This is a genomic window from Streptomyces sp. NPDC016845 (assembly GCF_044332585.1).
Taxonomy (GTDB): domain Bacteria; phylum Actinomycetota; class Actinomycetes; order Streptomycetales; family Streptomycetaceae; genus Streptomyces.
This window is the reverse complement of the sequence record NZ_JBIRPI010000007.1, coordinates 87,734-113,345: the sequence shown is the minus strand read 5'-3', so window position 1 is coordinate 113,345 and position 25,612 is coordinate 87,734. Positions and strand designations below refer to the sequence as shown.

Genomic DNA, 25,612 nt, shown 5'->3' with positions numbered 1-25,612 from the left:
CAGCCAGGGGCCACATGGGGTGGTGGAGATGGCGGGAATCGAACCCGCGTCCAACGGTGCAGCAGCAGGGCTTCTCCGAGCGCAGTTCGCTGCGATTTTCTCGGCCCCGGAGATCACGCGAACAAGTCTCCGACGGGCCCAGTCACTGTTTGATTTCCCATCGAACCCCGTGACCGGGCTCGATGGTTTAGTCCCCTAGATTATGCCAGGATCCGGGTCGGGAACATCCCCGGGCTGACACCCATTTAGGGTCCTTCAGTCACTGCTTATTAGGCAGCGAGGGCGAAGGACTGGGAATCGCTCTTGGAATTGGCGATTATTGGTTGCGACATATGGTTTACGAGATCATTGCCGCTTCCTCGGCTCGCTTCCCCTGCTTCGACAGCCGCTGTCGAAACCGATCATCCCCATGTTGTTTTTTCAAAGTGGACCTCGCGGTCCGGTGCCCCTGCTGTGAGGAGCAGTCCCATCGTACGTGACCAACGGTCGGACGTGCCAGCTTATTCCCCGGCGCCGCCTCAGCCCTGCTGCGCCCGCTGTCGCCGCTTCGCCGCCGCGATGGCACGGTCCGATTCCCGCCGGTCCTGCTGCTCACGCAGCGTCTGGCGTTTGTCGTACTCGCGCTTGCCGCGGGCGAGCGCGATCTCGGCCTTGGCGCGGCCGTCCTTGAAGTAGAGCACCAGCGGCACGATCGTGTGGCCGGTCTCCTGCGACTTCGACTCCAGCTTGTCGATCTCCTCGCGGTGCAGGAGCAGCTTGCGCTTGCGGCGCACGGTGTGGTTGGTCCACGTGCCCTGGCTGTACTCGGGGATATGGGCGTTGTGCAGCCACGCCTCGCCGCCGTCGATCTGCACGAAGCCGTCGACCAGGGAGGCCCGTCCCTGGCGCAGCGACTTGACCTCCGTGCCGGTCAGCACGAGACCGGCCTCGTAGGTGTCGATGATGGCGTAGTCGTGGCGCGCCTTCTTGTTCTGCGCGACGATCTTGCGCTTGCCGTCCTTCTTGCCGGACGCGTCCCCCTTGCCCTGCTTGGGCTGGGACTCCTTCGGTACGAACATTGACTTGGCCATAGTGCTGGCCATTTTCGCACTACGAGGGGGTGCCGAGGCCACTCAATACTGTCTCGGCCCGCTGCCGGGCGCCGTTCTCGGCCTCCAGGTCGGGGGTGATGCCGTGGCCGTCGACGCCCCGGCCGCCCGGGGTGCGGTAGTGGCCGACGGTCAGCTCCGCGACGGATCCGCCGGGCAGCTTGGTCGGCATCTGCACGGAGCCCTTGCCGAAGGTCCTGGTGCCCACGACGACCGCGCGGCCGCGGTCCTGGAGGGCGCCGGTGAGCAGCTCGGCCGCGCTCATCGTCCCGCTGTCGACCAGCACGACCACCGGTCTGCCGGTGTCCCCGCCGCGCTCGGCGTGCAGGGCGCGCTGCTCACCCCGTACGTCGTACGTGGCCACGAGCCCGCCGTCCAGGAACGCGGAGGCCGCGCTGACCGCCTCGGTGACCAGGCCGCCGGAGTTGCCCTGGAGGTCCAGGACGATGCCCGCGCGCGCGGGTGCCTCGCGCACCGCCCGGCGCACCTGCGCGCCGGTGCCCTTGGTGAAGGCGCTGACCTTGATCAGCTCGGCGCCGGAGGGGAGGCGGGTCGTCGTGACGTTGTCGGTGGTGAGGTTGGCGCGGTGCAGCGTCTCGCTCCACGCGCGCGTGCCGCGCCGCAGCCCTACGCGTACGGGCGTGCCCGCGTGCTCGCCGCGCAGCAGCCGGAGGACCTCGGTGACGGGGCGCCCTGTGACGGGCTTGCCGTCGACGGAGGAGATGCGGTCGCCCTCGCGGACGCCGGCGAGCTGCGCGGGCGAGCCGGAGCGGACCTTGGTGATCTGGACGTCACCGTCGGCGGCGCGGCGGGCCCGCAGGCCGACGCCGGTGTACTCGCCGTCCAGGGCCTGCTCGAACTCCTCGAACTCGCCCTGCGAGTAGACCGCGCCCCAGCGGTCACCGCTGCGGCTGACGGCCTCCTCGGCGGCGAGCGTCGGTGACTTGCCGTCCTCGACGGCCTCGGCGGCCGCCTCGGTGGGGTCGGTCGAAGCCGTCGGGCCGGTCGCGTGGCCGGCGAGGTGCCGCTGGGGCGCGGCGGCGACCGAACGGCCCGGTTCCGTGGCGGAATCCTGTGTGTCGTCGGGCCAGGAGCCGGTCGCGGCGCCCGCCGCGAGCACGCTCGCGAAGACGAACGTCAGGGCGGCCCCGCGGCCGATACGGCGGGGCCCAGGGTGCGCGGAGAGCGCGTGGAACAGATCCCGGCGGCCTGACATGTCGGTGAGTCTAGGACAACGTGGGGCGCCGTACGGGAGGTTGGCCCGCCCGGCGCCCCGTGGCACGGGGGACTCTCGTCACACCTTCAGGTACTTGCGCAACGCGACGAACGCGGCCAGCGCGGGCATCAGCACGCTCACGGCGAGGATGAGCGGCAGCTTGGTGAGCACCGCGTCCCAGCCGATGAAGTTGATGAGCTGGAGCTTGTCGGAGAGCGCCACGCCGTTGTCGATCACGAAGTACTGGCCGGCCGCCAGGAAGACGCAGGCGATGCCGCCGCCGATGAGCCCGGCGACCGCCGCCTCCATGATGAAAGGCGCCTGGATGTAGAAGCCGGACGCGCCGACCAGGCGCATGATGCCGGTCTCGCGGCGCCGGGAGAACGCGGACACCCGCACGGTGTTCACGATCAGCAGCAGCGCGACGACGAGCATCACGAGCATGACGGCCCCGGCCGCGTAGTTGAGGTAGCCGAGCAGCCGGAAGAGGTTGTCGAGCACGCCCTTCTGGTCCTGCACGGACTGCACACCGGCCCGGCCGTTGAACGCGGTCGCGATGACCTCGTACTTCTCCGGGTCCTTCAGCTTGATCCGGTACGACTCCTGCAGCTGGTCCGGGGTGAGCGAACTGGCCAGCGGGGAGTCGCCGAACTGCTCCTTGTAGTGCTTGTACGCCTGGTCCTGGGATTCGTACGTCACCTTCTGGACGACGCCCATCTTGCCGAGGTCGTCCTGGATCTGCTTCTTCTGCTCGGCGGTGACCGGGCCCTTGGCGCAGTTCGGGTCGGACTCGGCGTCTCCCTTGTTGCACAGGAAGATCGAGACGTTGACCTTGTCGTACCAGAAACCCTTCATCTGGTTGACCTGGTCGCTCATGAGCAGCGAGCCGCCGAACAGGGCGAGCGAGAGGGCCACCGAGATGATGACGGCGAAGGTCATCGTGAGATTGCGGCGGAGACCGACACCGATCTCCGACAGAACGAACTGGGCACGCATAGCGCTTACTGAGCCTTTCGCAGCTTCTCTCTCGGTACTTCTTAGTGCTGGTAGCCGTAGACGCCGCGCGCCTGGTCGCGGACGAGGCGGCCCTTCTCCAGCTCGATGACGCGCTTGCGCATCTGGTCCACGATGTTCTGGTCGTGGGTGGCCATCACGACGGTGGTGCCCGTGCGGTTGATCCGGTCGAGCAGCTTCATGATGCCGACCGACGTCTGCGGGTCCAGGTTGCCGGTGGGCTCGTCCGCGATCAGCAGCTTGGGCCGGTTGACGAACGCCCGCGCGATGGCGACGCGTTGCTGCTCACCACCGGACAACTCGCCCGGCATCCGCTCCTCCTTGCCGCCGAGGCCGACGAGGTCGAGGACCTGCGGCACGGCCTTGCGGATCTCACCCCGGCCCTTGCCGATGACCTCCTGGGCGAACGCCACGTTCTCCCCGACGGTCTTGTTGGGCAGCAGCCGGAAGTCCTGGAAGACCGTGCCGAGCTGGCGGCGGATCTGCGGGACCTTCCAGTTGGAGACGCGGGCCAAGTCCTTGCCGAGCACGTGCACCTGGCCGTGGCTGCACCGCTCCTCGCGCAGGATGAGCCGCAGGAACGTCGACTTGCCGGAGCCGGACGAGCCGACCAGGAAGACGAACTCCCCGCGCTCGACCTCGAGGGAGACATCCCTGAGGGCGGGCCGGGTCTGCTTCGGATAGACCTTGGAGACGTTGTCGAATCGGATCACGGAGCGCCTCGGAGCGTCGGGTTGCGTCGGGGGCGGGGGTGCGGTGCGGGCCTCCCGTGACACCCCCTCGGTGAGCGTGACCATACGCGAACCGGCACACGCAGCGCAGGCGCCGTCCCTGGTTGTGCGTTTTGTCCCGGTGCGCGGTCACGGACAGTGCCGTTTTTGTCCGTCCCGGGCCTGGCCAGGGCGGCCACCGCACCGCCTTCACCAGGGTCATCGGAGGGGGCCGCGCCGAATCCGCGGGAAGCTGGCACAGTGGAGGGGGAACGGTTGCGTTTCCCGGAGCGTTGAGCGGAGAGAACCAGTGGGAACCTGGCAGACGCCGCAGCCGGCTCCGCCGCGCGGGAGGAGGACAGGCGCATGACCTATGACCGCTTGGTGTGCGCGAACTGCGCGGCGCCCGTGAGCGAGGGCCGTTGCCCGGTGTGCCGGGCCAACCGCGAGCGCCTTCAGCAGAGTCCGTTCGCCGGGCTCAACCCGATGGCGCTGATCGCGCTCGTCGCCGTTCTGATCGCGGCGATGGCACTGCTCGCCCATCAGACCGTCTAGGCCCTCGGCCATAGCTTTCTGAGCATGTAGAAGGGCCCGGAGCTGTGGCTCCGGGCCCTTCTACGTCGCACTGGGTGTGCGCTGCGTCACTCAGGTGTTATGCGGCGGCGCCGCGGTTGCTGCCGAGGCGCGGCAGGAACCGGAAGCCCACGCCGCCCGCGATCATCGTCGCGGCACCGATGAGCAGGACCGTGGTGCCGTCGGCACCGGTCTCGGCCAGCTCGCCGTTGTTCTTGCCCTGGGCACCGGTCTGCTCCGCAGGGGTCGAACCGGTGTCCTGCAGGCTGTCCTTGCCCTGGCCCTGCTCGACGGGGGTGTTGTTGCCGTCGGGGTTGGTGTTGTCGACACCGCCGGTGGACGAGCCGCCAGTGCTGGAGCCGCCGTCGGTGCCGTTGCCGCCACCGGTGCCGTTGTTGCCACCCGTGCCGTTGTTGCCACCGGTGCCGTTGTTGCCACCCGTGCCGTTGTTGCCGCCGGAGCCGTGGTTGCCACCGCTCTCGTTGCCGCTTGAGGTGCCCTCGGACGAACCGGCCGAGGTACCCGTGGAGGTACCGGTCGACGTGCCCGTCGAGGTGCCGGTCGACGTGCCCTCGGAGGTGCCCTCGGAGGTGCCCGTGGACGTACCGGTCGAGGTGCCGGTCGACGTGCCCTCGGAGGTGCCCTCGGAGGTGCCCGTGGACGTACCGGTCGAGGTGCCGGTCGACGTGCCCTCGGAGGTGCCCGTGGACGTACCGGTCGACGTGCCCTCGGAGGTGCCCTCGCTGGTGCCCTGGGACACGCCGGTCGAGGTGCCTTCGGAGGCACCCTCGGTGGTGCCCTGGCTGCCGCCCTCGGTGGTGCCCTCGGTGCTCCCGCCGACGATGCCGACGTTCAGCCCGTCGTTCGTGTCGACGTGCGCCAGGCCCGGAACGTTGATCTCAAGGGCGGAGGCGGCACCCGCGGCGGTCAGCGACGCGCCGGCGGCGATCACCGCACCTGCGGCTATGCGCGCTACGCGGATCCGCGTCTTCTTGGTCATATGTCTGCTACCCCCAGTAGCCAATCGTCAATGGAGCAGCGCCCGGGACCACGTTCAACCGGGGTGCAGCAGGCATCAGCTTCGACCCGCCCCCGTTCACACGCGTCCCACTGATACGCATGCCGCGCGCCAGCCTTCCCAGTTTTCGGATCAGCGTCAAGGTCGTTGCGTACGCGATGACCCGATATAAGGGGAGTTGACCGCCGTACGGTCATGTGACTGTGACGTAAAACGCCGAAAGACCTTCACAGTTGCGGAGAGGGCCGAAAAACAAAAACAACTGCCGCTCAAAGAACGGCAGTTGCCTTGTCGACAAATCTCGGCAGGACCGGGCGCTTACTTCTCCTGCTGCTTGCGCCAGCGAATTCCGGCCTCGATGAAGCCGTCGATCTCGCCGTCGAGCACGGCCTGCGGGTTGCCGACCTCGCACTCGGTGCGCAGGTCCTTGACCATCTGGTACGGGTGAAGGACGTAGGACCGCATCTGGTTGCCCCAGGAGCTGCCGCCGTCCTTGAGGGCGTCCATCTTGGCCCGCTCCTCCTGGCGCTGGCGCTCGAGGAGCTTGGCCTGGAGGACGTTCATGGCCGTGGCCTTGTTCTGGATCTGCGAGCGCTCGTTCTGGCAGGAGACCACGATGCCGGTGGGGAGGTGGGTCAGGCGGACCGCGGAGTCGGTCGTGTTGACGCCCTGGCCGCCGGGGCCCGAGGAGCGGTAGACGTCGACGCGCAGGTCCGACTCGTCGATCTCGACGTGGTCGGTCTGCTCGACGACGGGGAGCACCTCGACACCGGCGAACGACGTCTGGCGACGGCCCTGGTTGTCGAACGGGGAGATGCGCACCAGACGGTGCGTGCCCTGCTCGACGGAGAGCGTGCCGTAGGCGTACGGCGCCTGGACGGCGAAGGTGGTCGACTTGATGCCGGCCTCTTCCGCGTACGACGTCTCGTAGATCTCGGTCTTGTAGCCGTGGCGCTCGGCCCACCGCAGGTACATGCGCTGGAGCTGCTCGGCGAAGTCGGCCGCGTCCACGCCACCGGCCTCCGCGCGGATGTTGACCAGGGCCTCGCGGGAGTCGTACTCGCCGGAGAGGAGCGTACGGACCTCCATCTCGTCCAGCGCCTTCTTGACCGAGGTCAGCTCGGACTCGGCCTCCGCGCGGGTGGCTGCTGACTCCTCCGGGTCGGATTCCTCCTCGGCCATCTCGAAGAGGACGGAGAGGTCGTCGATCCGACCACGCAGCGCCTCGGCCTTGCGGACCTCCGCCTGGAGGTGGCTCAGCTTGCTGGTGATCTTCTGCGCCGCCTCCGGGTCGTCCCACAGGGACGGCGCGGCCGCCTGCTCCTCGAGCACGGCGATATCTGCCCTCATCTTGTCGAGGTCCAGGACGGCCTCGATCGACTCCATGGTCGAGGAGAGGGACTTCAGCTCTTCGGAAACATCGACGACTGCCACAAGACCAGCCTAACGGCTGGTGCAAGTTATCTGTTCCCGGTGGCCCGGCGGGCCCGGCGGGCCCGGCCCCAGGGCTTGTCCTACGGGATCTCCGGGGCCGAGTTGTTGCTGTCGGTCGGCGGGGTCTCGTCCGAGCCCGAGGAGGTCGCGGCCCAGACGCCGCCGCCGACGGCCGCGGCGACGACGAGGCCGACGACGCCCAGGGTGATGCGGCGGCGCCGCGCGGGGTGCCGGTTGCGGGCCGAGCCGGGGCGGCGGGCGCCGGTGGCGCGCGGCGCGCGGGCGGTGCCGCGAGCGCCCCCCGCCAGCTCGTCCGGGGCGGGGACGCGCATGGAGGTGTGGGTGTCGCGGTTGGAGTCGGCGGAGGCGGCGCCGGGGACGAGGGAGACCGCGCCGCGGCGGGGCGTGGCGGCCTCGGCGGACTTCGGGGCGGCGGAGCGTGGCTGCTCGGCGGCCGGGCCGGCGCCGGGCTCGTCGCCCTCGCCGGGCTCGTCGGCCTCGTCGGGGTCGTGGACGTCGAGCGGGGCCATGCCCGCCAGCATCGGGGCGAGCTCGCGGAGGCGGGCGCCCAGCTCGGAGGCGCGCAGCCGGGAGGCCGGGGCTTTGGCCAGGCACTGGATGAGGAGCTGCCAGAGCTCGTCGGGGATGCCGGGGAGCGGGACGACCGTCTCGGTGACGTGGCGGCGCAGGATGGCGCCGGGGTGGCCGCCGCCGAACGGGGTGAACCCGGCGAGCAGCTCGTAGAGGACCGTCGCGAGGGCGTAGATGTCGACTGCGGCGCGCGGCGGGAGGCCCTCGATGATCTCGGGGGCGAGGTAGTCCGGGGTGCCGATGATCTTCGTGGCGCGGGTGCGGCGCGGGGTGTCGATGAGCTTGGCGATGCCGAAGTCGGTGAGGAGGGCGGGGTGCGCGCCGCCGGGGCCGAGCGGGCCCTCCATGTCGAGGAGTACGTTCTCCGGCTTCACGTCGCGGTGGACGATGCCGGCGGCGTGGGCGGCTGCCAGCGCGTCGGCGATGTCCGCGGCGATGGCGACGGCGGCCTCGGGCGCCAGGCGCTTCTCCCGGTCCAGGCGGGTGCGCAGGTCGGTGCCGCGGACCAGGTCCATGACGAGCGCCAGGTCGTTGCCGTCTACGACGAGGTCGTGGACGCCGACCACGCGCGGGTGGTCGAGGCTCAGCAAGGCGGTGCGCTCCTGGACGAAGCGGCCGACCAGCTCCTGGTCGGAGGCGAGGTCCTCGCGCAGCATTTTGATGGCGACGGGACCGTCCGGTCCCTCGCCCAGCCACACCGTGCCCGCACTGCCGCGCCCCAGGATCTGGTGGGCGGTGTACCGGCTGCCGATCTTCCGTGCCAAGGCTGCTCCTACAGACGCGTGTTGGCGCCCAAGCTACGCGGCCCGGACGCCAACCAGCGCATCAGGAGGCGAAATCACCCGCTGGGTGTCGACAAATCTCCAACATCGCCTGTCGACACCTGTCAGCGACGCCTGCCGGCAACACGGTCACTACCGGCTCGGCCGACTAGTTGCTCAGACTGCCGATCCAGTCGGTGACCGTGGAGAACCAGTCGGAGAGCTGCGCCCAGTACCCCTTGCCGGTGCCGATCCAGTCCTGGAGCGGGGTGAACTCCCAGACCAGCCAGGACACCACGAAGAGGATCACGATCATGAACAGGCAGCCCTTGAGGCAGCCGAGACCGGGGATCTTCATCGGGTTGGCGCTGCGGCGGCGCGGCTCGCGCGGTTCACGCGGCTCGCGCGCGGGCGGTGCCTGCCGGGGCGGCGGCGCGTACTGCTGCGGCTGCGGGCGCTGCTGCTGCCGCTGCGGGGCGTACTGCTCGGGCTGCTGCTGCGGCGGGCGCTGCTGGCGTCCGCGCGGCTGCTGCGGGGCGTACTGCTGCGGCCTGGGCTGCTGCTCGGGGCGGGCCACCTGGCGCTGCGGGCGGCGGCGCAGGGGGTCCTCGTTCGGGTCGAGGTACTGGACCTGCGTCGCCTCGTTGCGGTCACGGGCCGCACGCATCTGGTTCTGCCAGGGGTGCGGATCGTCCGGATCGCCGGAGTTTCCACTGTCCTGGCTCTGCCCCGGCCGGTGCGGCGGGACGGGCGGCATGACGGCGGTCGGATCGGCGGCGCCACGGCCCGGCAGCACGGACGTCGGATCCGCGTCGGAATACTGGTTGGCCTGATCGCCCTGCTGCTGCATGACGCTGGTGGCGGCGTTCGGGTCGTACGTCGCCGCGTTGCTCGGCAGCACCTGGGTCGGGTCGGCGGCGCCCGGGACCTGTGCCGGGTCCGGGTCGGGCGTCAGCAGGGCGCCGACGCCCTCGGCGGCGGCGATCTGCGCGCTGCTCGCGTGCACGCCGATGCCTTCGGCGACGGTACGCAGCGCACGCGCGAGGTTCTCCGCGCTCGGCCGGTCGTCCGGGTTCTTGCGCAGGCAGCGCTCGATGACGGTCCAGAGCGGGTCGGGAACGGTCGAGGGGCGGCGCGGTTCGGCGCTGAGGTGCTGGTGCAGGACTTCGAGCGCGGAGCCGCCGGAGAACGGCGGGCGCCCGGTGACCAGCTCGTACAGCAGGATGCCGGCGCCGTAGATGTCGACGGCGCTGGTCTGCGGGCGCCCCTCGGCGGACTCCGGGGCCACGTACGCGGGCGTGCCGACGAACTCGTGGGTGCGGGTGAGGCCCGGGGAGTCGGCGAGGCGCGCGATGCCGAAGTCGGTGAGCATCGGGTGCATGCCGCCGTCGTCCTGCTTGAGGAGGACGTTGGCGGGCTTCAGGTCGCGGTGCACGACGCCGTCGGCGTGGCTGGCGGCGAGCGCGTCGGCGATCTGGGCGGTGAGCAGCGCGGCGGCGACCGGCGAGAACGGGCCGTTCTCCCGCAGGTAGCGGTGCAGGTCCGGACCGTCGATCAGGTCCATCACCAAGGCGAGCATCTCGCCCTCGACGACCAGGTCGCGGGTGCGCACGATGTTCGGGTGCGTGAGGCGGAGCAGGACGGAGCGCTCGCGCAGGAAGCGCATCACCACGTCCGCGTCGTTGGCCAGCTCCTCCTTGAGGACCTTGATGGCGACGGTCTCGCCGGGCTGCCCGGCGACGGCCGCCTCGGCGCCCGCGGTCTCGCGCTGGCGGGCCCGCCAGACGGTGCCCGTGGCGCCGCGTCCGAGCGGCTCCTCGAGCAGGTACTTGCTGCCTACCGGCCGCACGTCATGCGCTCCCTGCATCGGTACTTGCGTGATCTGCCCCGGTCCCGGGTGCCGGACCCACTCTAGTGGCGGCTTCCGGGGTCCCGGTGAGAACAAACCCGTGTTCGACGAGAAGACGCAGGTACCCCGCTGTTGGTTGCCGGAGGCCGACGTGAGTGATCTCAAGCGGGCCCGGGGCGGCCCACAGCAGGCACTTTTGCGGGCAGAGCCGACCATTCAAGATCACTTACGGGTGGGGGGCGGGCGTGTTGTCAGTGGCAGGTGCGAGGATGCCTGCAGCACTGGCTGATGTGCCCGTGGCGAGGGGGAGGCGCGGTCGGGGGGACCGCGGGCCGACCCGTCGCGGGCGCCCGCGCAGAAGGGACCGCAGACGGCGATGCAGATCCGCCTTACCGTCGTAGACCCCCTGGGCACGCGCCCTGACACGGCCACGCGCGAGGGGACCGCGGGCGCCGCGGTGGACGTGCTGGTCACCGCGCCGGGCGGCACCACGCTCGCCGCCGTCGCCTCCGGCCTCGCCGCCGCCGTCGCGGGCGGCGACGCCCCGTCGTCCGTCCTGTACGCGGGCGCCGAGCGGCTCGACGCGCAGCGCTGCCTGCTCGGCGAGCCGCCGCTGACCGACGGCGCGGTGCTCTCCCTCGGCGCCCCCACCGACCCGGGCCCCGACCCGGCCGACGGCGCGGCGCAGCTGCACGTGGTGGCGGGCCCCGACGCGGGCGGCGTCCACCTGCTCCACGGCGGCCAAATCCGCGTCGGCCGCTCCGCCGACGCGGACGTACCGCTCGACGACCCCGACGTCTCCCGGCTGCACTGCGCGGTGACGCTGGCCGCGGACGGCCGGATCACGGTCGTCGACCTGGACTCGACCAACGGCACGACGCTCGACGGCCGCCCCCTCGACGAACGCCCCGTGCGCCTCGCCCCCGGCGCCCTCCTGCGCCTCGGCGAGTCGGCGCTGCGGGTCGTGACGGCGGGCGACGCGGCCCGCCCGGCGGCGGTGGCCACGGCACCGGACGGGGAGGGCCACGTACGGGTCGCGTGCGGCACCGGAACCGGCGCGACGCCCGACAACCGCGGGGCTGCCGCCGCGCCCGACGAGACCCGGCACGCCTACGGGGACGCCTCCTGGGGCGCCGCGGGCGAGAGCCAGACACCGGGCGCCCGGCCCGTCGTCCCCGGCCAGGGCGGCGCCCCAGGGCTGGAGCAGACCCCGCTCGCCACCCCACCGCGCGGCACGGCGCTGCCCCGCACACCGCGCCGCCGGAGCGGTCTCGGACGGCTGCTGCGGCGCGGACGGGACGGCCAGGAACAGGACCAGCAGCACGAGATCCACGAGCCGTACACACTGCGCACACCCCACACGCCCGAGCCGTACGAGGACGGACCGGACCCGGCGCCGCCGCTTACGGCCCTTTCGACCACCGAGACCTGGCCGGACGCCGCCGCTCTGCTGCTCACCGCGCTCGGCCCCGGGCCACGGCTCTGGGAGCGCGGGCCGGGGCACCCGGAGGAGCTGGCGGTGCGGCTCGGCACCGTCGACCGGACGGGCCCCGGCGGCGGCGGGCTGCTGCCCGCGGTCCCGGTGACCGTGGGGCTCGCCGAGGCGGGGGCGCTGGGCCTGGCCGGTCCGCGGGCGCGCCTGGCGGGGCTGGCCCGCTGCGTCCTCGCCCAGCTGGCCGCGCTGCACGCGCCGGACCGCCTGGAGATCGTCCTGATCGCCACGGACCGGGCCAGGAGCGAGGCGGACCGCGTCGCGGAGTGGTCCTGGCTCGGCTGGCTGCCGCACGTGCGCCCGGCGCACGGGCAGGACTGCCGGCTGCTGCTCGCGTACGACCGCGAGCAGGCGGCCGCGCGCACGGGCGAGCTGCTGCGACGCCTTGAGGACCATGCGGCGGGCCTGCGCCCCGGGCGCGAGGAGTCGGCGGCCGGGGAGGAGGCGGCCGTGGTCCCGACGGTCGTGATCGTCGACGGCGACCCGGGGTCGGCGACGCTGCGGGAGGCCGCAGCGCGCCTGGCCGCGGAAGGATCCCCGGCGGGGATCCACGTGCTGTGCCTGGCGGAGGCGCCCGCGACCTCGCCCGCCTCGCCTGTGGACGACTCGTACGAGGCGGCGTGCGCGCAGAGTCCGGCGTTCCGGGCGTGCGGGGCCGTGGCGCTGCTCAGCGGGGACGTGGCCACGGCGCTGCGGCTGCACCGGGCGGCGCGGGGGCAGCTCGTCGGGCACGGGACGGTCGCCGCGGTCGACGCGGTGTCACTGCCGTGGGCCGAGCGGTTCGCGCGGGCGCTCGCGCCGTTGCGTACGGACGCGTCCGGCGGGGCCGGGGCGCGGCAGGCGCGCGTCTCCGCGCCGTTGCCGCAGTCGGCGCGGCTGCTCGACGAGTTGGGGCTCGCGCGGGCGACCCCGGCGTCGTTGATGGCGCGTTGGGCGGCGGCGGCCGATGACGCGGGGTCGCTCGGGGGCCGGGTGTGGGCGGTGCTCGGGGCGGGGCCGCGCGGGCCCGTCGCCGTGGACCTGGCGGCCGACGGCCCGCATCTGCTGATCGAGGGGCCCGCGGGCAGTGGCCGTACGGAGCTGCTGCGCTCGGTGGCCGCGTCGCTGGCGGCGGCCGAGCGGCCCGACCGGCTCGGCATCGTCCTGGTCGACGGGCAGGGCGGCGGTACGGGGGCTGAGCGGGTCGAGGGTCTCCGGGTCTGCACGGACCTGCCGCACGTCACCACGCACCTGGCCGCCAACGACCCTGTCCGCATGCGGGAGTTCGCGCAGTCGCTGACGACGGAGCTGAAGCGGCGGGCCGAACTCATAGGGCGTACGCACTTCACGGAGTGGCACACGCAGCGGGCTGTCGCCGGGCGGATGGTGGCGCAGCGGGTCGCGCCGGCCGCCTCCGGCGGGGCCGCGGATCTGGAGGCGGCGCCGAGTTCGACGATTCGGCTGCGGCCCGGTGGGGCGCGGGACAAGACGGAGGTTGTGGCTCCGTTGCCGCGGCTCGTGGTGGTCGTCGACGACCTGGACGCGCTGCTGGCGCCGCCGCTCGGGTCGCCGGGGCGGCCGGCCGCGGGGTCGGTCGTACGGGCGTTGGAGGCTGTCGCGCGGGACGGGGAGCGGCTCGGGGTGCATCTCGTGGCCGGGTTCGGGGTCGGGTGCGGGCCGGGTTGGGGGGCGGCTCGGCCGCGGGTCGTTCTCGAACCGGTGGGATCCGGGCTGGAGGATCCGGCGCCCGGGCGGGGTCTGTTGCTCGGGGCGGACGGGCGGGACACCGGTGTCCAAGTGGGCCGGGTCACCGGTCGCATCCCCCGCACGGCTACGCAGCGGCCGACCGTTGTCGCCCTGGAGTGGGCCCGCATGGGAGATCCGCCGGACCGCCGCCCCGTACGGGAGCTGGGCAACGGCCCGACCGACCTGGCGCTGCTCGCTTCCGCGCTGGAACGGGCGGCTCGATCGGTCTCCGCGCAAGAGGTGCCCTCCTTGCTGTGACCCCGGCCCCCCGGCACTGAGAGCCCCCGCCCCACCAGAACGGGGCCCCTCCCTGCTCGAAACAACACCCGGCGCCGGGACGCCAGCCACGTTGCCCCCTGGCGGGGCGGCGCATACCCGACGACCGTAAGTGGCACCGAGCTGCAGCCGCGATTCGACCGGAGGGGGCGTGCCGGGGTGCCCCCGCAGGACTCCGGGGCAATCCAGCTCAGGGGCGCCCGCCCATGGCGGACAGCGGAGGATGAGACCGATCCGGCCGAGGAGGCACCCCGGCACGCCCCCGCCCCACCCCACAACCGACGGCGCCCCACAGCACCCCCGCACGCCTCGCCCCACCCCACAACCGACGGCGCCCCACAGCACCCCCGCACGCCTCGCCCCACCCCACAACCGACGGCACCCCACAGCACCCCGGCACGACCCCGCCCCGCTCCACCACACGACGGACCGCGCCCCACAGCACCCTCACCCGTACGCCTGTACCCACCCGCCGAACGACCCGATCGGCGGAGCCCAGGCGGGTGCCGGGTTCCCGGGGCCAACTTCTGCCCCGGGTAACGGCGTTGACGCATCACGACCCCGTCACGATCACCCCCCTGACCGCACAGGCACCCTTGCCGGTCCTCCCTGGTCGGGCGTAGACCAGTGCGCACGGGACACCGCTCAGGTGAAGCGTCCAGGACGAGAACGGGGCAGCGATGCGCAGCACTCTTCGTACACCCATATTCCGCCGAGCCCTCGTGGCCGTGGCCGTGGGCTCACTGGCCCTCGGACTCACCTCGTGCGGGGACGACGACAAGGACGGCAAGGCCGAGGGGGGCGAGAGCAAGTCCCCCGCCTCCGGGGTCCAACTGCCGAAGCTGGACGGCGAGTCGCTGGAGATCGCCGCGGTGTGGACCGGCGACGAGCAGAAGAACTTCAAGCAGGTGCTCGCGGAGTTCGAGAAGCGCACGGGCGCGAAGGTCACGTTCGTCCCGGCGCAGGACCCGATCATCAACTTCCTGGGCTCGAAGGTGGCGGGCGGCGCCCCGCCGGACGTGGCGATGCTGCCGCAGCCGGGCGCGATCAAGCAGGCGGTGGACAAGAAGTGGGCGAAGCCGCTGGGCAAGGAGGCCCAGGCTCAGCTCGAGAAGAACTACAGCAAGGGCTGGCAGGACCTGGGCAAGGTGAACGGGGCGCAGTACGCCGCCTACTACAAGGCCGCCAACAAGTCCCTGGTCTGGTACAACACCGCCGTCTTCGAGAACGCGGCGGCGAAGGAGCCCAAGACCTGGAAGGAGTTCCTGGCGACGGCGCAGATGATCTACGACTCGGGTGTGCCCCCGATGTCGATCGGCGGAGCCGACGGCTGGCCGCTGACGGACTGGTTCGAGAACGTCTATCTGTCGCAGGCGGGCCCGGAGAAGTACGACCAGCTGGCGAAGCACGAGATCAAGTGGACGGACCCGTCGGTGAAGCAGGCGCTGACGACGCTGGCGGAGCTGTGGGGCAAGAGCGACTTCATCGCGGACGGCAACAAGGGCGCGGTGCAGACGGAGTTCACGAAGTCGGTGGAGCAGACGTTCACGGGCGGTGACGCGCCGAAGGCCGGCATGGTCTACGAGGGCGACTTCGCACAGGTCAACATCGAGCAGACGAAGGCGAAGATAGGGACGGACGCGAAGGTGTTCCCGTTCCCGGCGGTGGGCGCGGAGGCGCCGGTGGTCAGCGGCGGTGACGCGGCGGTGCTCCTGAAGGACTCGAAGGCGTCGCAGGCGCTGGTGACGTGGCTGGCCTCGCCGGAGGCGGCGACGATCCAGGCGAAGCTGGGCGGTTACCTCTCCCCCAACAAGAACGTGGAGCTGACGGCGTACCCGAACATGGTGCAGCGCACGATCGCCAAGGCCGTCATCGACGCCGGTGACGACTTCCGCTTCGACATGTCGGACCAGACGCCGCAGGCGTTCGGCGGCACGCCCGGCAAGGGCGAGTGGAAGGCGCTGCAGGACTTCCTGGTGAACCCGAAGGACATCGCGGGGACGCAGGCGACGCTCGAGGCCGAAGCGGCCAAGGCGTACAAGGACTGACGCCGCGATGACCTCGGCCGCCGACGGCGGCGGCCCGGACGACACCGCCAAGTCGCCACAGACAGAGGCCGACTTGGCGGGGCGGTCGTCCGGGCCCGCCCCCGACAAGAGCGCACCACCCAAGAACCCCTCCCGGTTCAAGAGCGTCACCGGCACCCGCCGGACCGTCGCGTTCCTGTTCCTGCTGCCCGCACTCGTCCTGCTAGGCGCACTGGTCCTGTACCCGATCGGGTACTCGGTGGTGCGGAGCTTCTTCAACGCGTCGGGCGGCTCGTTCATCGGCTTCGACAACTACGAGACGCTGTTCACCCGCGCCGACACCAAGGCGGCGATCAACAACAACATCTTCTGGGTGGTGCTCGCCCCGACGGTCGCCACGGCGCTGGGTCTGATCTTCGCCGTGCTGACGGAGCGGATCCGCTGGGGCACCGCGTTCAAGCTGGTCGTCTTCATGCCGATGGCGATCTCGATGCTGGCCGCGGGCATCATCTTCCGGCTCGTGTACGACCAGGACCCGGAGAAGGGCGCGGTGAACGCGGTCTGGGTCGGCGTCCATGACACGTTCGTCGACTCGTCGGCGTTCCCGAAGGCGCATCCGCGGCCGAACGGGGAGCTGGCGGGCAAGAGCGGCGGCCCGTACCTCACCAAGGAGCCCGTCAGGGCCGGACAGCCCGTGAAGCTGGCGCTGGTCGGTGTGGCCGCCGACCAGATGCCAAAGGACGCGAAGCCGGCGAAGGAGCCGCGCAACGCGCCGGCCGAGATCACCGGCACCGTCTGGCAGGACTTCACGCTCGGCAAGGGCGCGGGCGGCCTGAACGGCATCGACTCGACGGAGCTCGGCTATCCGGGCATGAAGATCGAGGCGGTCAAGGGCGGCAAGGTGGTGGCGTCGACGACGGCCGCGGCGGACGGGACGTTCACGCTTCCCGCCGAGGCGGACGGCGCGAAGCTGCGTCTGCCGCCGTCGAACTTCGCGGAGGCGTACAACGGCGTCGACTGGCTCGGCGACAAGAAGTTCTTCACGGTCCACCTGGGCGGATTCGACCTCTACCTGAACATCGTGACGACGTCGATCATGGTGTCGTACGTATGGATGTGGGCCGGGTTCGCGATGGTCCTGATCGGCGCCGGACTCGCCAGCATCCCGAGGGAGCTCCTGGAGGCGGCGCGGGTCGACGGGGCGACGGAGTGGCAGGTGTTCCGGCGCATCACGGTGCCGCTGCTCGCGCCGGTGCTCGCGGTGGTCCTGGTGACACTGATGATCAACGTGCTGAAGATCTTCGACCTGATCTTCATCATCGCGCCGGGCTCCTCGCAGGACGATGCCAACGTGCTGGCGCTCCAGCTGTACCGGTCGGCGTTCAGCGAGGGCAACGAGGGTCTGGCGAGCGCCATCGCGGTGCTGCTCCTGATGCTCGTGATCCCGGTGATGTGGTTCAACATGAGGCGGCTCCGGCGGGAGGCACGAGGATGACGACCGTCGACGAGACAGTCCACAAGCCGCGCTCGTTCGCGGGCCGCGTCGTCGACAAGCTCGGCAGCGGGGTGTTGCAGTTCGTCCTCATCCTGGTCGGCGCGCTCTGGCTGGTGCCGACCATAGGGCTGTTGCTGTCGTCGCTGCGCAGCCCCGAGGACATGGCGGCGAGCGGCTGGTGGGAGGTGTTCAGCAAGCCCTCGCAGCTGACGTTCGACAGCTACAGCAGCCTGCTCGAGAACGCGGACGTCACGAAGTCCCTGGTCAACACGGCGCTGATCACGGTGCCCGCGACGCTGCTCGTGATCGTCATCGGTTCGCTGGCCGGGTACGCGTTCGCGTGGATGGAGTTCCCCGGCCGGGACTGGTGGTTCCTCATCGTGGTCGGACTGCTCGTGGTGCCGGTGCAGCTGGCGCTCGTACCGATCGCGAAGCTCTTCGGCGAGATCGGGATCTTCGGCTCGCTGTTCGGCGTGATCCTCTTCCATGTCGGGTTCGGGCTGCCGTTCGCGGTGTTCCTGCTGCGGAACTTCTTCGCGGAGATCCCACGGGAGCTCCTGGAGGCGGCGCGCCTGGACGGCGCGGGTGAGCTGCGCCTGTTCGTACGTGTCGTGATGCCGCTCGGCGGTCCGGCGATCGCCTCGCTCGGCATCTTCCAGTTCCTGTGGGTGTGGAACGACATGCTGGTGGCGCTGATCTTCACCGACACCGACAGCCAGCCGATCACGGTCGCGCTGCAGACCCAGGTACGGCAGTTCGGCAACAACGTGGACGTGCTGGGCCCCGGGGCGTTCATCTCGATGGTCATCCCGTTGGCCGTGTTCTTCGCGTTCCAGCGGCAGTTCGTGTCCGGGGTCATGGCGGGCGCGGTGAAGTAGGCGACCGGGAACCGGGTGCCGCCCACGAAGCGGCACCCGGCCCGCGTCAGTCGGCACCCCGCCTCAGCGCTCGAGCAGCGCGAACAACTCCTCCCACCGCTCAAGCACCCGCTCCTGCGAGAACCGCCGCACATTGACGCGGGCCCGCTCCCCCATGGCGTCCCGCATCCGGGGGTTGCCGGTGAGGCGGAGCAGCCGGTCGGCGAGCGCGTCGAGGTCGCCGACGGGGGCGAGGAGCCCGTCCTCACCGTCGCGGACGATCTCACGGACGCCCGGCGCGCAGTCGAACGCGGCGCACGGCACGGCGCTCGCCATCGCCTCCATGAGCGCGAGCGGGAACCCTTCGCCGCGCGAGGACTGGACGAAGACGGAGGACGCGGCGAGGGCGCCGGGCACGTCGTCGGTCCGTCCGCGCCACCGCACGGACCCGTCGAGCCCCGACTCGGTGCTCTGCGCGCGCAGCGCGGGCTCGTCCCCGCCCGCCCCGTACAGGTGCAGCTCCCAGTCCGGGCGGAGCGGCGCGACCTTCGCCCAGGTGTCGAGGAGCATGTCGACGCCCTTCTGGTCGGCGAGCCGGCCGATCGAGCAGACGACGTTCTCCGTACGGGGGGAGGGCACGGCGGGCAGGTGGGCGAGGGCGTTGGGCATGAAGTCGACGTTGTTCAGGCCCTCGGCCGTCCAGAGGTCGGCGTCCTCCTGGGTGAGCGCCAGCCAGCGGTCGACGTGCGGGTAGTGCCGCTTGATCCAGTGGTAGCGGTGGCAGGCGCGCGAGTACCGGTACGACTCGTGGCTCATGCCGACGACCGTGAGGTGCGCGGTGTCGATCTCGCGCAGCCACTCCATCGCCCACACCTGTGTGACGACCACGACGGAGCCGGGGCGGGCCGCGTCCAGAACCGAGCCGAGCGTGGCGAGGGCGTGTCCGCGGGCCGCGATCCGGCGGGCCTCGCGGCGCCGGGCCGGCACGCTGAGCCGCCGAGCGCCGCCGAGGGGCTGCGGGGTCGGCGGATGCTGCGGATAAAGGCTGGTCACGGGGTACTCAGGCGCGTCCGGCACCGCCATCTTCAGGTCGGACTCGTAGACCCCGATGACGTGCACGCGGTGGCCCGCGCCCGTGAACAGGCGGGCCATCTGGTGGGTCCAGGCGGTGACGCCGCCGAGTTCGTCGGCGGAGTTGGTGAGGAGGAAGAGATCGCGGGCCGCGCTCATGAGTCCGCCTTCCGCGTGCCGGGGCCGTTCTTGCTCGGGAAGAGGGCGTCGACCACGGCGCGCGCTGCGCCGCCGTCGTCGTACGAACCGAACTCGGCGGCGAAGGCCCGGCGCCGCTCCTGCCACGCGCGGTCGGTCTTCTTGATCCCGGCGAGGGTGCGGTGCAGTTCGTCCTGGGTGTCGACGACCGGCCCCCCGGCGCGGGCGCGCAGGTCGAAGTAGCTGCCGCGCTCGGCGGCGTACGCGTCGAGGTCGGGGGCGAAGTGCAGGATGGGCCGGTCGAGGAGGGCGTAGTCGAACATGATCGACGAGTAGTCGGTGACCAGAACGTCCGCCAGGCACAGCAGTTCGCTCACATCGTGGTGGGCGGAGACGTCGATGACCGACCCGGGCGGCGTGGGCGGCAGGGCGGCGGCCTCCAGGTAGTGGGCGCGGACGAGCAGGACGTGCGTGTCACCGAAGGCGTCGGCGAAGGCCCGTACGTCGAGCGGCAGTCGTACGGTCCGGCTCTTGGGGTCACCGCGGAAGGTGGGCGCGTACAGGACGACCGTGCGGTGGTCCGGAATGCCGAGCGCGGCGGCCGGGGCCGGGCGCGGGAGCCGCCCCTCGCGCTCGTCGCGCTCCCTCGCGGCCACGAGCCGGTCGTTGCGCGGGTAGCCGACGCGCAGGAGGCGCTCCTCGGGGATGCGGTAGGCGCGGGCGAGGGTGTGGACGTCGTGCTCGGAGCGGACCAGGAAGTGGTCGAACCGGGAGACCGCGCGGTCGAGCCGGGCGCGCTGCGGCGCGTTCCGCGTCTTGTGCCGGATCTCGTCGTGGCCCATCCGCTTGTACGCGGAGCCGTGCCAGGTCTGCAGGTACGTGGTCTCCCTCGGCTTGGTGAGGGCCTGCGGGAAGCCCTGGTTGTCGACCCAGTACTCGGCGCGGGCCAGCGCCCACAGATACCGCCAGGACCAGCGTCGTACGAGCCTGGCGTCGGCCGGGAAACCGTCCGGGGACGTCGCGTACGACCACACGGCGCGCAGACCGTGGCTCTTCTCGAGGCCGCGCAGCTCCTCGTGCAGGGCGCGGGGGCTGTCGCCGTAGCACTTGCCCATGTGGCTCTCGAATACGACGGTGCCGCGGCTGACGGGCAGGCGGCACAGGTACCGGTGGTAGACGCGGATCTTGACGCGCTGCGTGTGCAGGGCCGCGTACCGCTCGGCGAGCGTTCTCCGGAGCCGCTTGAACGTGCGGGCCGGGCGGAAGCGGGTGAGGTAGCGGGCGAGGGCGTTGGCCTTGCGGGCGGGGGCGCGGCGCGGCAGCAGGCAGACGGCGAGGTGGTGCCTGGTGGTGACGTACGGCTGCCAGGTGTCGGCGGTGAGCCGGGTCAGGCGCGGCCGGGCCGGGAGCGCGGCCTGCGGGCCGGGGACGGTGTCCGGCCCCGCGAACAGGTCGAGCGGCGGCAGGAGCGTGCCGTCGACGCCGAGGCGCAGGCGCGGGTCCCAGACGCGGTCGCCGACGCCGCGCGGGCGCAGCACCCGGGTGAGCGGGACGGCGGCGCGCCACCCGATGGTGAGGTCGTCGCGGAGGCGGACGGCGTCGACGGGCACGGTCACCGTCGTCCGCGCGGCCCCGCGCACCTTGAGGTCGAGGGTGGCGGTGAGGACGCTGCCGGGTGCGCACAGACCGAACGGCGCGACGATCTCGCCTTCGACGACGAGCCGCCCGTCCTCGGCCACGCACCGGGTGACGCGGTTAAGGAGCCTGCGGTCGGCCGGGTCCCGGTACTGGTGGCCGAGGTCGGTGACGTCGTACGCGGCGCCGGTGTGCTCCGCGCTCCACCGCACGCCGCCGTCGTCGGAGCGGACCAGGGCGGAGACGACGGTGCCGGGGTGGGCGAGGCCGTACGCGGCACGGTGCACGCCGTCCGCGTCCCCGTCGGCGAGCAGCCGGGCGGCGACGCGCTCCAGGGCCGGGAGTCCGCGGAGCGCGGCGGGGCCGAGCAGGCCGTCCAGCAAGTGGGCCGCGGCGGCTGCCCTCTCCTCCCTGCGCACCGCGTCGAGGCCGGGAAAGGCGCGGGCGTACGGCAGTACGTGCTCGGTGACGAAGGCGTGCGTCCGCCGCGACCGCAGTTCGGGGTCGGCGATCAGGGTGAGGGCGTGCCGGTGGTCGGCGACGGCGGACGGGAGGCCGAGCAGCGGGTCGGGGGCGGCGCGGCGGGTGGTGACGAGGTTCGGCACGAGGGCGATACGGCGGGCGGCGAGGGCGAGTTCGAGCCCGGAGCGCCGTCCCTTCGAGGACTCCTCGGACTCGTAGAGGTCGCGGCGCACGCAGTACCCCCCGGTCAGCGCGGGGTGGATCAGCAGCTCGGGCGCCTCGGCCACCGCCGCCAGGACCCGCGACCGGGCGTACAACGCGCCCTGCCAGCCAGGGGCGGTCTCCTTCGCGCCGATCAGGCGGGTCCAGCGCCCCGCGACCAGATCGGCGCCGGTGCGGCGGGCCGCCGCGTAGAGGTTGCGGCAGGCGTGCGGTTCGAGGAGTTCGCCGGGCGCCAGCGGCAGGACGTAGGTGCCGCGGGGCGCTTCCCCTCCGGCGACGACGACCTCGGTGCGGCGATGGGTCTGGGCGCGGACCGAACGGACCGTGGCGTGCAGCGGCTCCGGGTCGGTACCGGGCGGGCAGTCGACCAGGACGCTGATGTCGGGCGCGCTCACCTCCGGGCCCCGTCCTCGCCCGCGCCCGCGCCCGCGCCGTACGCCAGCATCGCGTCGGCGACCTGCGCCGCCGCTGTCCCGTCGTCGAGGTCGCAGAACGCCTCGCGGAACCGGGCGTAGGCGTCCCGGTGTCCGGCGACCGCCGCGTCGGGGTCGAGGAGCGCGGCGATCACCTCGTCGCTGGTGCGCAGGAGCGGGCCCGGTGCCTGGGCGGTGAAGTCGAAGTAGAAGCCGCGCAGGGAGTCCCGGTAGTGGTCGAGGTCGTAGGTGTGGAAGAGCATGGGGCGGCCGGTCTGGGCGAAGTCGAACATCATCGAGGAGTAGTCGGTGACGAGGACGTCGGCGATGAGGAGGAGGTCGGCGGCGTCCGGGTGGCGGGAGACGTCGCGGACGAAGTCGGAGGCGGGGACGGCGCCGCCGACGAGGTAGTGGCGGCGGACCAGGAGGACGTGGTCGTCGCCGAGGGCGGCCTCGGCGGCGGCCAGGTCGAGGCGGAGGTCGAGTCCGTAGCGGCCGAGGGATCTGCGCGGCTGGTTCTCGCGCCAGGTGGGGGCGTAGAGGATGACGCGTTTGCCGTCGGGGATGTGCAGGCGTTCGCGGACGGCGGTGGCGAGCTTGGCGCGGTCGGGGGCGTGCAGCACGTCGTTGCGCGGGTAGCCGGAGGCGAGCACGGGCCCGTCGTAGCCGAAGGCGCCGCGCAGGAGCGGCGTGGAGAAGCTGTTCGGGGAGACGAGCAGCGACCACTGGGCGGCGCGGGCGGGCAGGGTGTCGATGTAGCGCTGGTCGGCGGAGGCGGTGCCGCGCAGGTCGCGGCCGATGCGCTTGAGGGGTGTGCCGTGCCAGGTCTGGACGACGTACTGGCCGTCGGCGCGCCGGAACCAGTCGGGCAGGTGGGTGTTGGTGACGACGTAGCGGCTGCGGGCGAGCGCCTCGTGCCAGGCGGCGCTCCACAGGGCGACGGGGGTCGCGCCCGGCGGCAGCTCCACCTGCTGGTCGCGGACGGCCCACAGGTGCTCCAACCCGGTTCCGCGCGCCTGGAGTTCGTCGAAGACGGCGCGCGGGGAGTCGGAGTGCTGGCGGCCGTCGAAGCTGACGTAGAGGACGGCGTCCCGGCGGGGCATGTCCCGCTGCCGCGCGTATGCGGCGCGCAGGGAGGCCTGCGCGCCGCGGCCCCGGTCCTGTTCGGGCAGTGACGTGCCCGAGGTCAGCAGGAGCTGGTCGTGGTGGCGGCGCTGGACGGTGAACTCGCGGCCGCCCAGGACGCGGGTGAGCGGCAGGTGCGGGTGGCGGGCGGGGGCGACGAGCACCGGGGCGCCGGGGTCGCGGCCGTCCGGATCGCTGTCGCCGCTCGCGCGCAGGAACAGGTACCAGTTGCCCTCGGCGAGCGGCAGCGTGCCCGCCGGGCCCGGGAGGGCGTGCGGGTGCAGGGCGACCTCGAAGCGGCCGTCGGCGAGGGTGAGCGGGACGACGTTCTCCTCGTCGTGTCCGCTGTGCACGAGCACCAGTTCGCGCCGCACGGCGTCGGGGTGGCTGCCCGCGAGCAGCAGCCGGCCCTCCTCGTCCCAGCGGAGGGTGTCGACGACGGGGCGTACGGTCTGGTCGCGCAGCTCGGTGTTGCCGGACGGGTTGGCGAGAACCATCAGCTCGCGGCCCCGGCCGAGTCCGTAGCGGCCGGGGGCGATGTCGGGGCGGACGGGCAGCGAGATCCACTCCTCGCCCTCACCTCTCCCCTGTCCGGCGCGGACCAGGCCGACGCCCCACGGGTCCGCCGGGCCCTCCGCGCCACCGAAGAGGGCGAGGGGCACCTCGGCGGTGAAGGTGCGTCCGTCGACGGTGACGGGCAGGTCGTGGGCCTCCTTGGTGCGCCAGTTCTCGACGCGGACGGCGAGCGGCGCGTCCTGCCGCCCCGGTGCCAGCGCGCCCTTGACGCGCACCCGCCGCCCGTCGCTCTCGTGCGCGACGAGGCGCGCGGGCAGCCGCTCGACGCGCAGCCGCAGGCGTCCGCCGCGCAGGGTCGGGGCGATGCGCAGGAAGTCGTCGAGGTGGCGTACGGGCAGCGGGCAGGCGCCGCTCATCCGGACCGGGCCGCTGCGGGGCAGGAGGCCGCCCGCGTACGCGGCGATCTCCAGGTTCCAGGTGGTGGCGGCGCTGTCGGTGACCAGCTTCGACGGGTCGACGACCGTCTCGAACCCGGCCCGGTCGTAGTCGTGCAGGCCCTGCCGGGAGGAGAGCGTCGCCTCGCGGGAGCGGACGGTGCGCAGCCGCAGCGGCACGGCCCGGCGCTTGCCCGCGCGCAGCCAGGCGAGGCGGACCCGGGCGGTGAGGCGTCCGGCGGGCAGGTTGCGTACGTAGGCGTAGCCCTTGAGCCGAAGTCTGCCGTCGTCGGTCCAGGCGGCGTGGGTGACGCGGGCTTCGAGGGGCAGTTCGGCGCGGGTGAGGCCGACGACCTTGCGGGGCAGGGCCGGGGTCGGGTCGGGGAGGTCGGCGCGACGGCCGAGCAGGCCGCGCCGGGTGGGGAAGGCGCCCGAGTGCGCCCTCTCGTAGGCCATGAAGGTGAGCAGTTCGGGCAGGCGGCGCTCGCGGATGAGCTGCCAGCGCACGCGCAGGCCGAGCGGGAGTTCGTCGAGGACGGCCGGCTCGACGGAGGCGGCGAAGGCGTTGGCGTGATCGAGGAACGCCTCGCCGTAGGCGGCGTCGCCGTCCGGGAGGGCCTCCATGAACATCCACAGGTCGCCGGCGAGCACGGAGGCGTCGTAGCGCCGCTTGCCCTCCTGCCACTCCGGGCGGCCGGCCAGGAACCGGCTGACGTGGGTGACGGAGGCCGTGCGGTCGTGGACGGCGCGCGGCAGGGCGCGCCGGTTGGAGATCGATCCGTCGCGGTCGCGCCAGAGGTAGACGGTGTCCTGGAGGACGTCGACGGAGCGGGCCAGGAAGTGGGCGGGCAGCACGACGGGGATGTCCTCGAAGAGGACGCCTTCGGGGAAGGCGCGGGCGTGCTCGTCCCAGAAGGCGCGCCGGAAGACCTTGTTGCAGGCGATGCGGTCGGCGAGCAGGTCCCAGTCGCGGGTGATGTGGGTGGCCCGGCGGCCGGTGCCCATCGCCCTGCGGAACATGGGCGACTGCTCGGTGGTGCCGTCGGCGCGCAGCCGGTGCACATTGCCGGTGACGAAGTCGGAGCCGGACTCCTCGAGCGTGGCGAGCATCAGCTCGTACGCGCCCGGCGGGATGACGTCGTCGCTGTCCACGAAGGCCAGGTGGGTGCCGTGGGCGTGGCGGACGCCGGTGTTGCGGGCGGCGCCCAGGCCCGCGTTGGCCTGCTCGACCAGGCGGAAGCGGGGGTCCTGTGCGGCGTAGGCGCGCGCGATCCCGCCGCTGCCGTCCGTGGAGCCGTCGTCGACGAGGACGACCTCCAGGTCCGGCACGGTCTGTGCCGACAGCGACTCCAGGCAGGCGTCGAGGTAGTCCTCGACGTTGTGGACGGGGACGACGACGGTGAGGCGGGGTGTCATGCGCTGCGCACGTTCCTTCCGGCGGCGGCGGGCCTGTTCGTGGCTGACGGTGAC

Annotated in this window: 16 protein-coding genes and 1 other RNA gene; 5 read left to right on the top strand and 12 right to left on the bottom strand. The window is 72.3% G+C overall.

The window, feature by feature from the left end; all coding sequences use genetic code 11:
* Nucleotides 1–20 precede the first annotated feature (20 nt).
* The 5 genes from ssrA to ftsE form a co-directional block, all read right to left on the bottom strand.
* Nucleotides 21–409: a transfer-messenger RNA gene (gene ssrA / locus ACH4RC_RS20020) on the bottom strand.
* 109 nt (nucleotides 410–518) lie between these two features.
* On the bottom strand, nucleotides 519–1,058 hold the full coding sequence (smpB, locus tag ACH4RC_RS20015) for an SsrA-binding protein SmpB (RefSeq protein ID WP_398202513.1): 540 nt from the start codon (nucleotides 1,056–1,058) through the stop codon (nucleotides 519–521).
* A gap of 31 nt (nucleotides 1,059–1,089) precedes the next feature.
* Complete coding sequence (locus ACH4RC_RS20010) at nucleotides 1,090–2,304, bottom strand: S41 family peptidase (RefSeq protein WP_398202510.1); 1,215 nt, start codon at nucleotides 2,302–2,304, stop codon at nucleotides 1,090–1,092.
* A gap of 78 nt (nucleotides 2,305–2,382) precedes the next feature.
* Nucleotides 2,383–3,300: a permease-like cell division protein FtsX gene (gene ftsX, locus ACH4RC_RS20005; RefSeq protein WP_398202508.1), complete on the bottom strand. Its 918-nt coding sequence runs from the start codon at nucleotides 3,298–3,300 to the stop codon at nucleotides 2,383–2,385.
* A gap of 41 nt (nucleotides 3,301–3,341) precedes the next feature.
* Nucleotides 3,342–4,031, bottom strand: coding sequence for a cell division ATP-binding protein FtsE (ftsE, locus tag ACH4RC_RS20000; RefSeq protein WP_324767349.1), 690 nt, complete (start codon nucleotides 4,029–4,031; stop codon nucleotides 3,342–3,344).
* A gap of 363 nt (nucleotides 4,032–4,394) precedes the next feature.
* Between ftsE and ACH4RC_RS19995 the strand changes: the two genes are divergently transcribed.
* Nucleotides 4,395–4,583, top strand: a complete 189-nt coding sequence (locus ACH4RC_RS19995; protein WP_361070343.1) for a hypothetical protein — start codon at nucleotides 4,395–4,397, stop codon at nucleotides 4,581–4,583.
* Between the two features lie 97 nt (nucleotides 4,584–4,680).
* Here the strand turns inward: ACH4RC_RS19995 and ACH4RC_RS19990 are convergent, their stop codons facing one another.
* The 4 genes from ACH4RC_RS19990 to ACH4RC_RS19975 all read right to left on the bottom strand — a co-directional run bounded on the left by ACH4RC_RS19990 (nucleotide 4,681) and on the right by ACH4RC_RS19975 (nucleotide 10,254).
* Nucleotides 4,681–5,601 (bottom strand): hypothetical protein, encoded by a 921-nt coding sequence (locus ACH4RC_RS19990; RefSeq protein ID WP_398202504.1) that lies wholly within the window; start codon nucleotides 5,599–5,601, stop codon nucleotides 4,681–4,683.
* Nucleotides 5,602–5,937: 336 nt separating this feature from the next.
* A complete protein-coding gene (gene prfB / locus ACH4RC_RS19985; RefSeq protein WP_398202502.1) occupies nucleotides 5,938–7,053 on the bottom strand; it encodes a peptide chain release factor 2 in 1,116 nt (371 codons plus the stop codon).
* A gap of 80 nt (nucleotides 7,054–7,133) precedes the next feature.
* Nucleotides 7,134–8,408: a protein kinase gene (locus ACH4RC_RS19980; RefSeq protein WP_398202500.1), complete on the bottom strand. Its 1,275-nt coding sequence runs from the start codon at nucleotides 8,406–8,408 to the stop codon at nucleotides 7,134–7,136.
* A gap of 166 nt (nucleotides 8,409–8,574) precedes the next feature.
* The gene (locus ACH4RC_RS19975; RefSeq protein WP_398202497.1) at nucleotides 8,575–10,254 is read right to left on the bottom strand and encodes a serine/threonine-protein kinase; all 1,680 of its coding nucleotides are present in this window, start codon (nucleotides 10,252–10,254) and stop codon (nucleotides 8,575–8,577) included.
* Nucleotides 10,255–10,630: 376 nt separating this feature from the next.
* Here ACH4RC_RS19975 and ACH4RC_RS19970 point away from each other — a divergent pair, with 376 nt between their 5' ends.
* From ACH4RC_RS19970 to ACH4RC_RS19955, 4 genes are all read left to right on the top strand, one after another.
* A complete protein-coding gene (locus ACH4RC_RS19970) occupies nucleotides 10,631–13,729 on the top strand; it encodes an FHA domain-containing protein (RefSeq protein ID WP_398202494.1) in 3,099 nt (1,032 codons plus the stop codon).
* A 698-nt stretch (nucleotides 13,730–14,427) separates the two neighbouring features.
* The gene (locus tag ACH4RC_RS19965; RefSeq protein WP_398202491.1) at nucleotides 14,428–15,795 is read left to right on the top strand and encodes an ABC transporter substrate-binding protein; all 1,368 of its coding nucleotides are present in this window, start codon (nucleotides 14,428–14,430) and stop codon (nucleotides 15,793–15,795) included.
* Between the two features lie 7 nt (nucleotides 15,796–15,802).
* Nucleotides 15,803–17,269: a carbohydrate ABC transporter permease gene (locus ACH4RC_RS19960; protein WP_398202490.1), complete on the top strand. Its 1,467-nt coding sequence runs from the start codon at nucleotides 15,803–15,805 to the stop codon at nucleotides 17,267–17,269.
* On the top strand, nucleotides 17,266–18,147 hold the full coding sequence (locus tag ACH4RC_RS19955; protein WP_398202487.1) for a carbohydrate ABC transporter permease: 882 nt from the start codon (nucleotides 17,266–17,268) through the stop codon (nucleotides 18,145–18,147). The genes ACH4RC_RS19960 and ACH4RC_RS19955 overlap by 4 nt, the downstream gene beginning before the upstream one ends.
* A 63-nt stretch (nucleotides 18,148–18,210) precedes the next feature.
* Here ACH4RC_RS19955 and ACH4RC_RS19950 read toward each other — a convergent pair whose 3' ends face one another.
* Genes ACH4RC_RS19950 through ACH4RC_RS19940 form a run of 3 tightly spaced genes read right to left on the bottom strand, consistent with a single transcriptional unit; the run spans nucleotide 18,211 to nucleotide 25,558 of the window.
* Nucleotides 18,211–19,356 (bottom strand): glycosyltransferase, encoded by a 1,146-nt coding sequence (locus ACH4RC_RS19950; RefSeq protein ID WP_398202485.1) that lies wholly within the window; start codon nucleotides 19,354–19,356, stop codon nucleotides 18,211–18,213.
* Nucleotides 19,353–22,049: a CDP-glycerol glycerophosphotransferase family protein gene (locus ACH4RC_RS19945; protein WP_398202482.1), complete on the bottom strand. Its 2,697-nt coding sequence runs from the start codon at nucleotides 22,047–22,049 to the stop codon at nucleotides 19,353–19,355. The genes ACH4RC_RS19950 and ACH4RC_RS19945 overlap by 4 nt, the downstream gene beginning before the upstream one ends.
* Nucleotides 22,046–25,558, bottom strand: a complete 3,513-nt coding sequence (locus tag ACH4RC_RS19940) for a CDP-glycerol glycerophosphotransferase family protein (RefSeq protein WP_398202480.1) — start codon at nucleotides 25,556–25,558, stop codon at nucleotides 22,046–22,048. Before ACH4RC_RS19940 ends, ACH4RC_RS19945 begins: the two co-directional genes overlap by 4 nt.
* Nucleotides 25,559–25,612 lie beyond the last annotated feature (54 nt).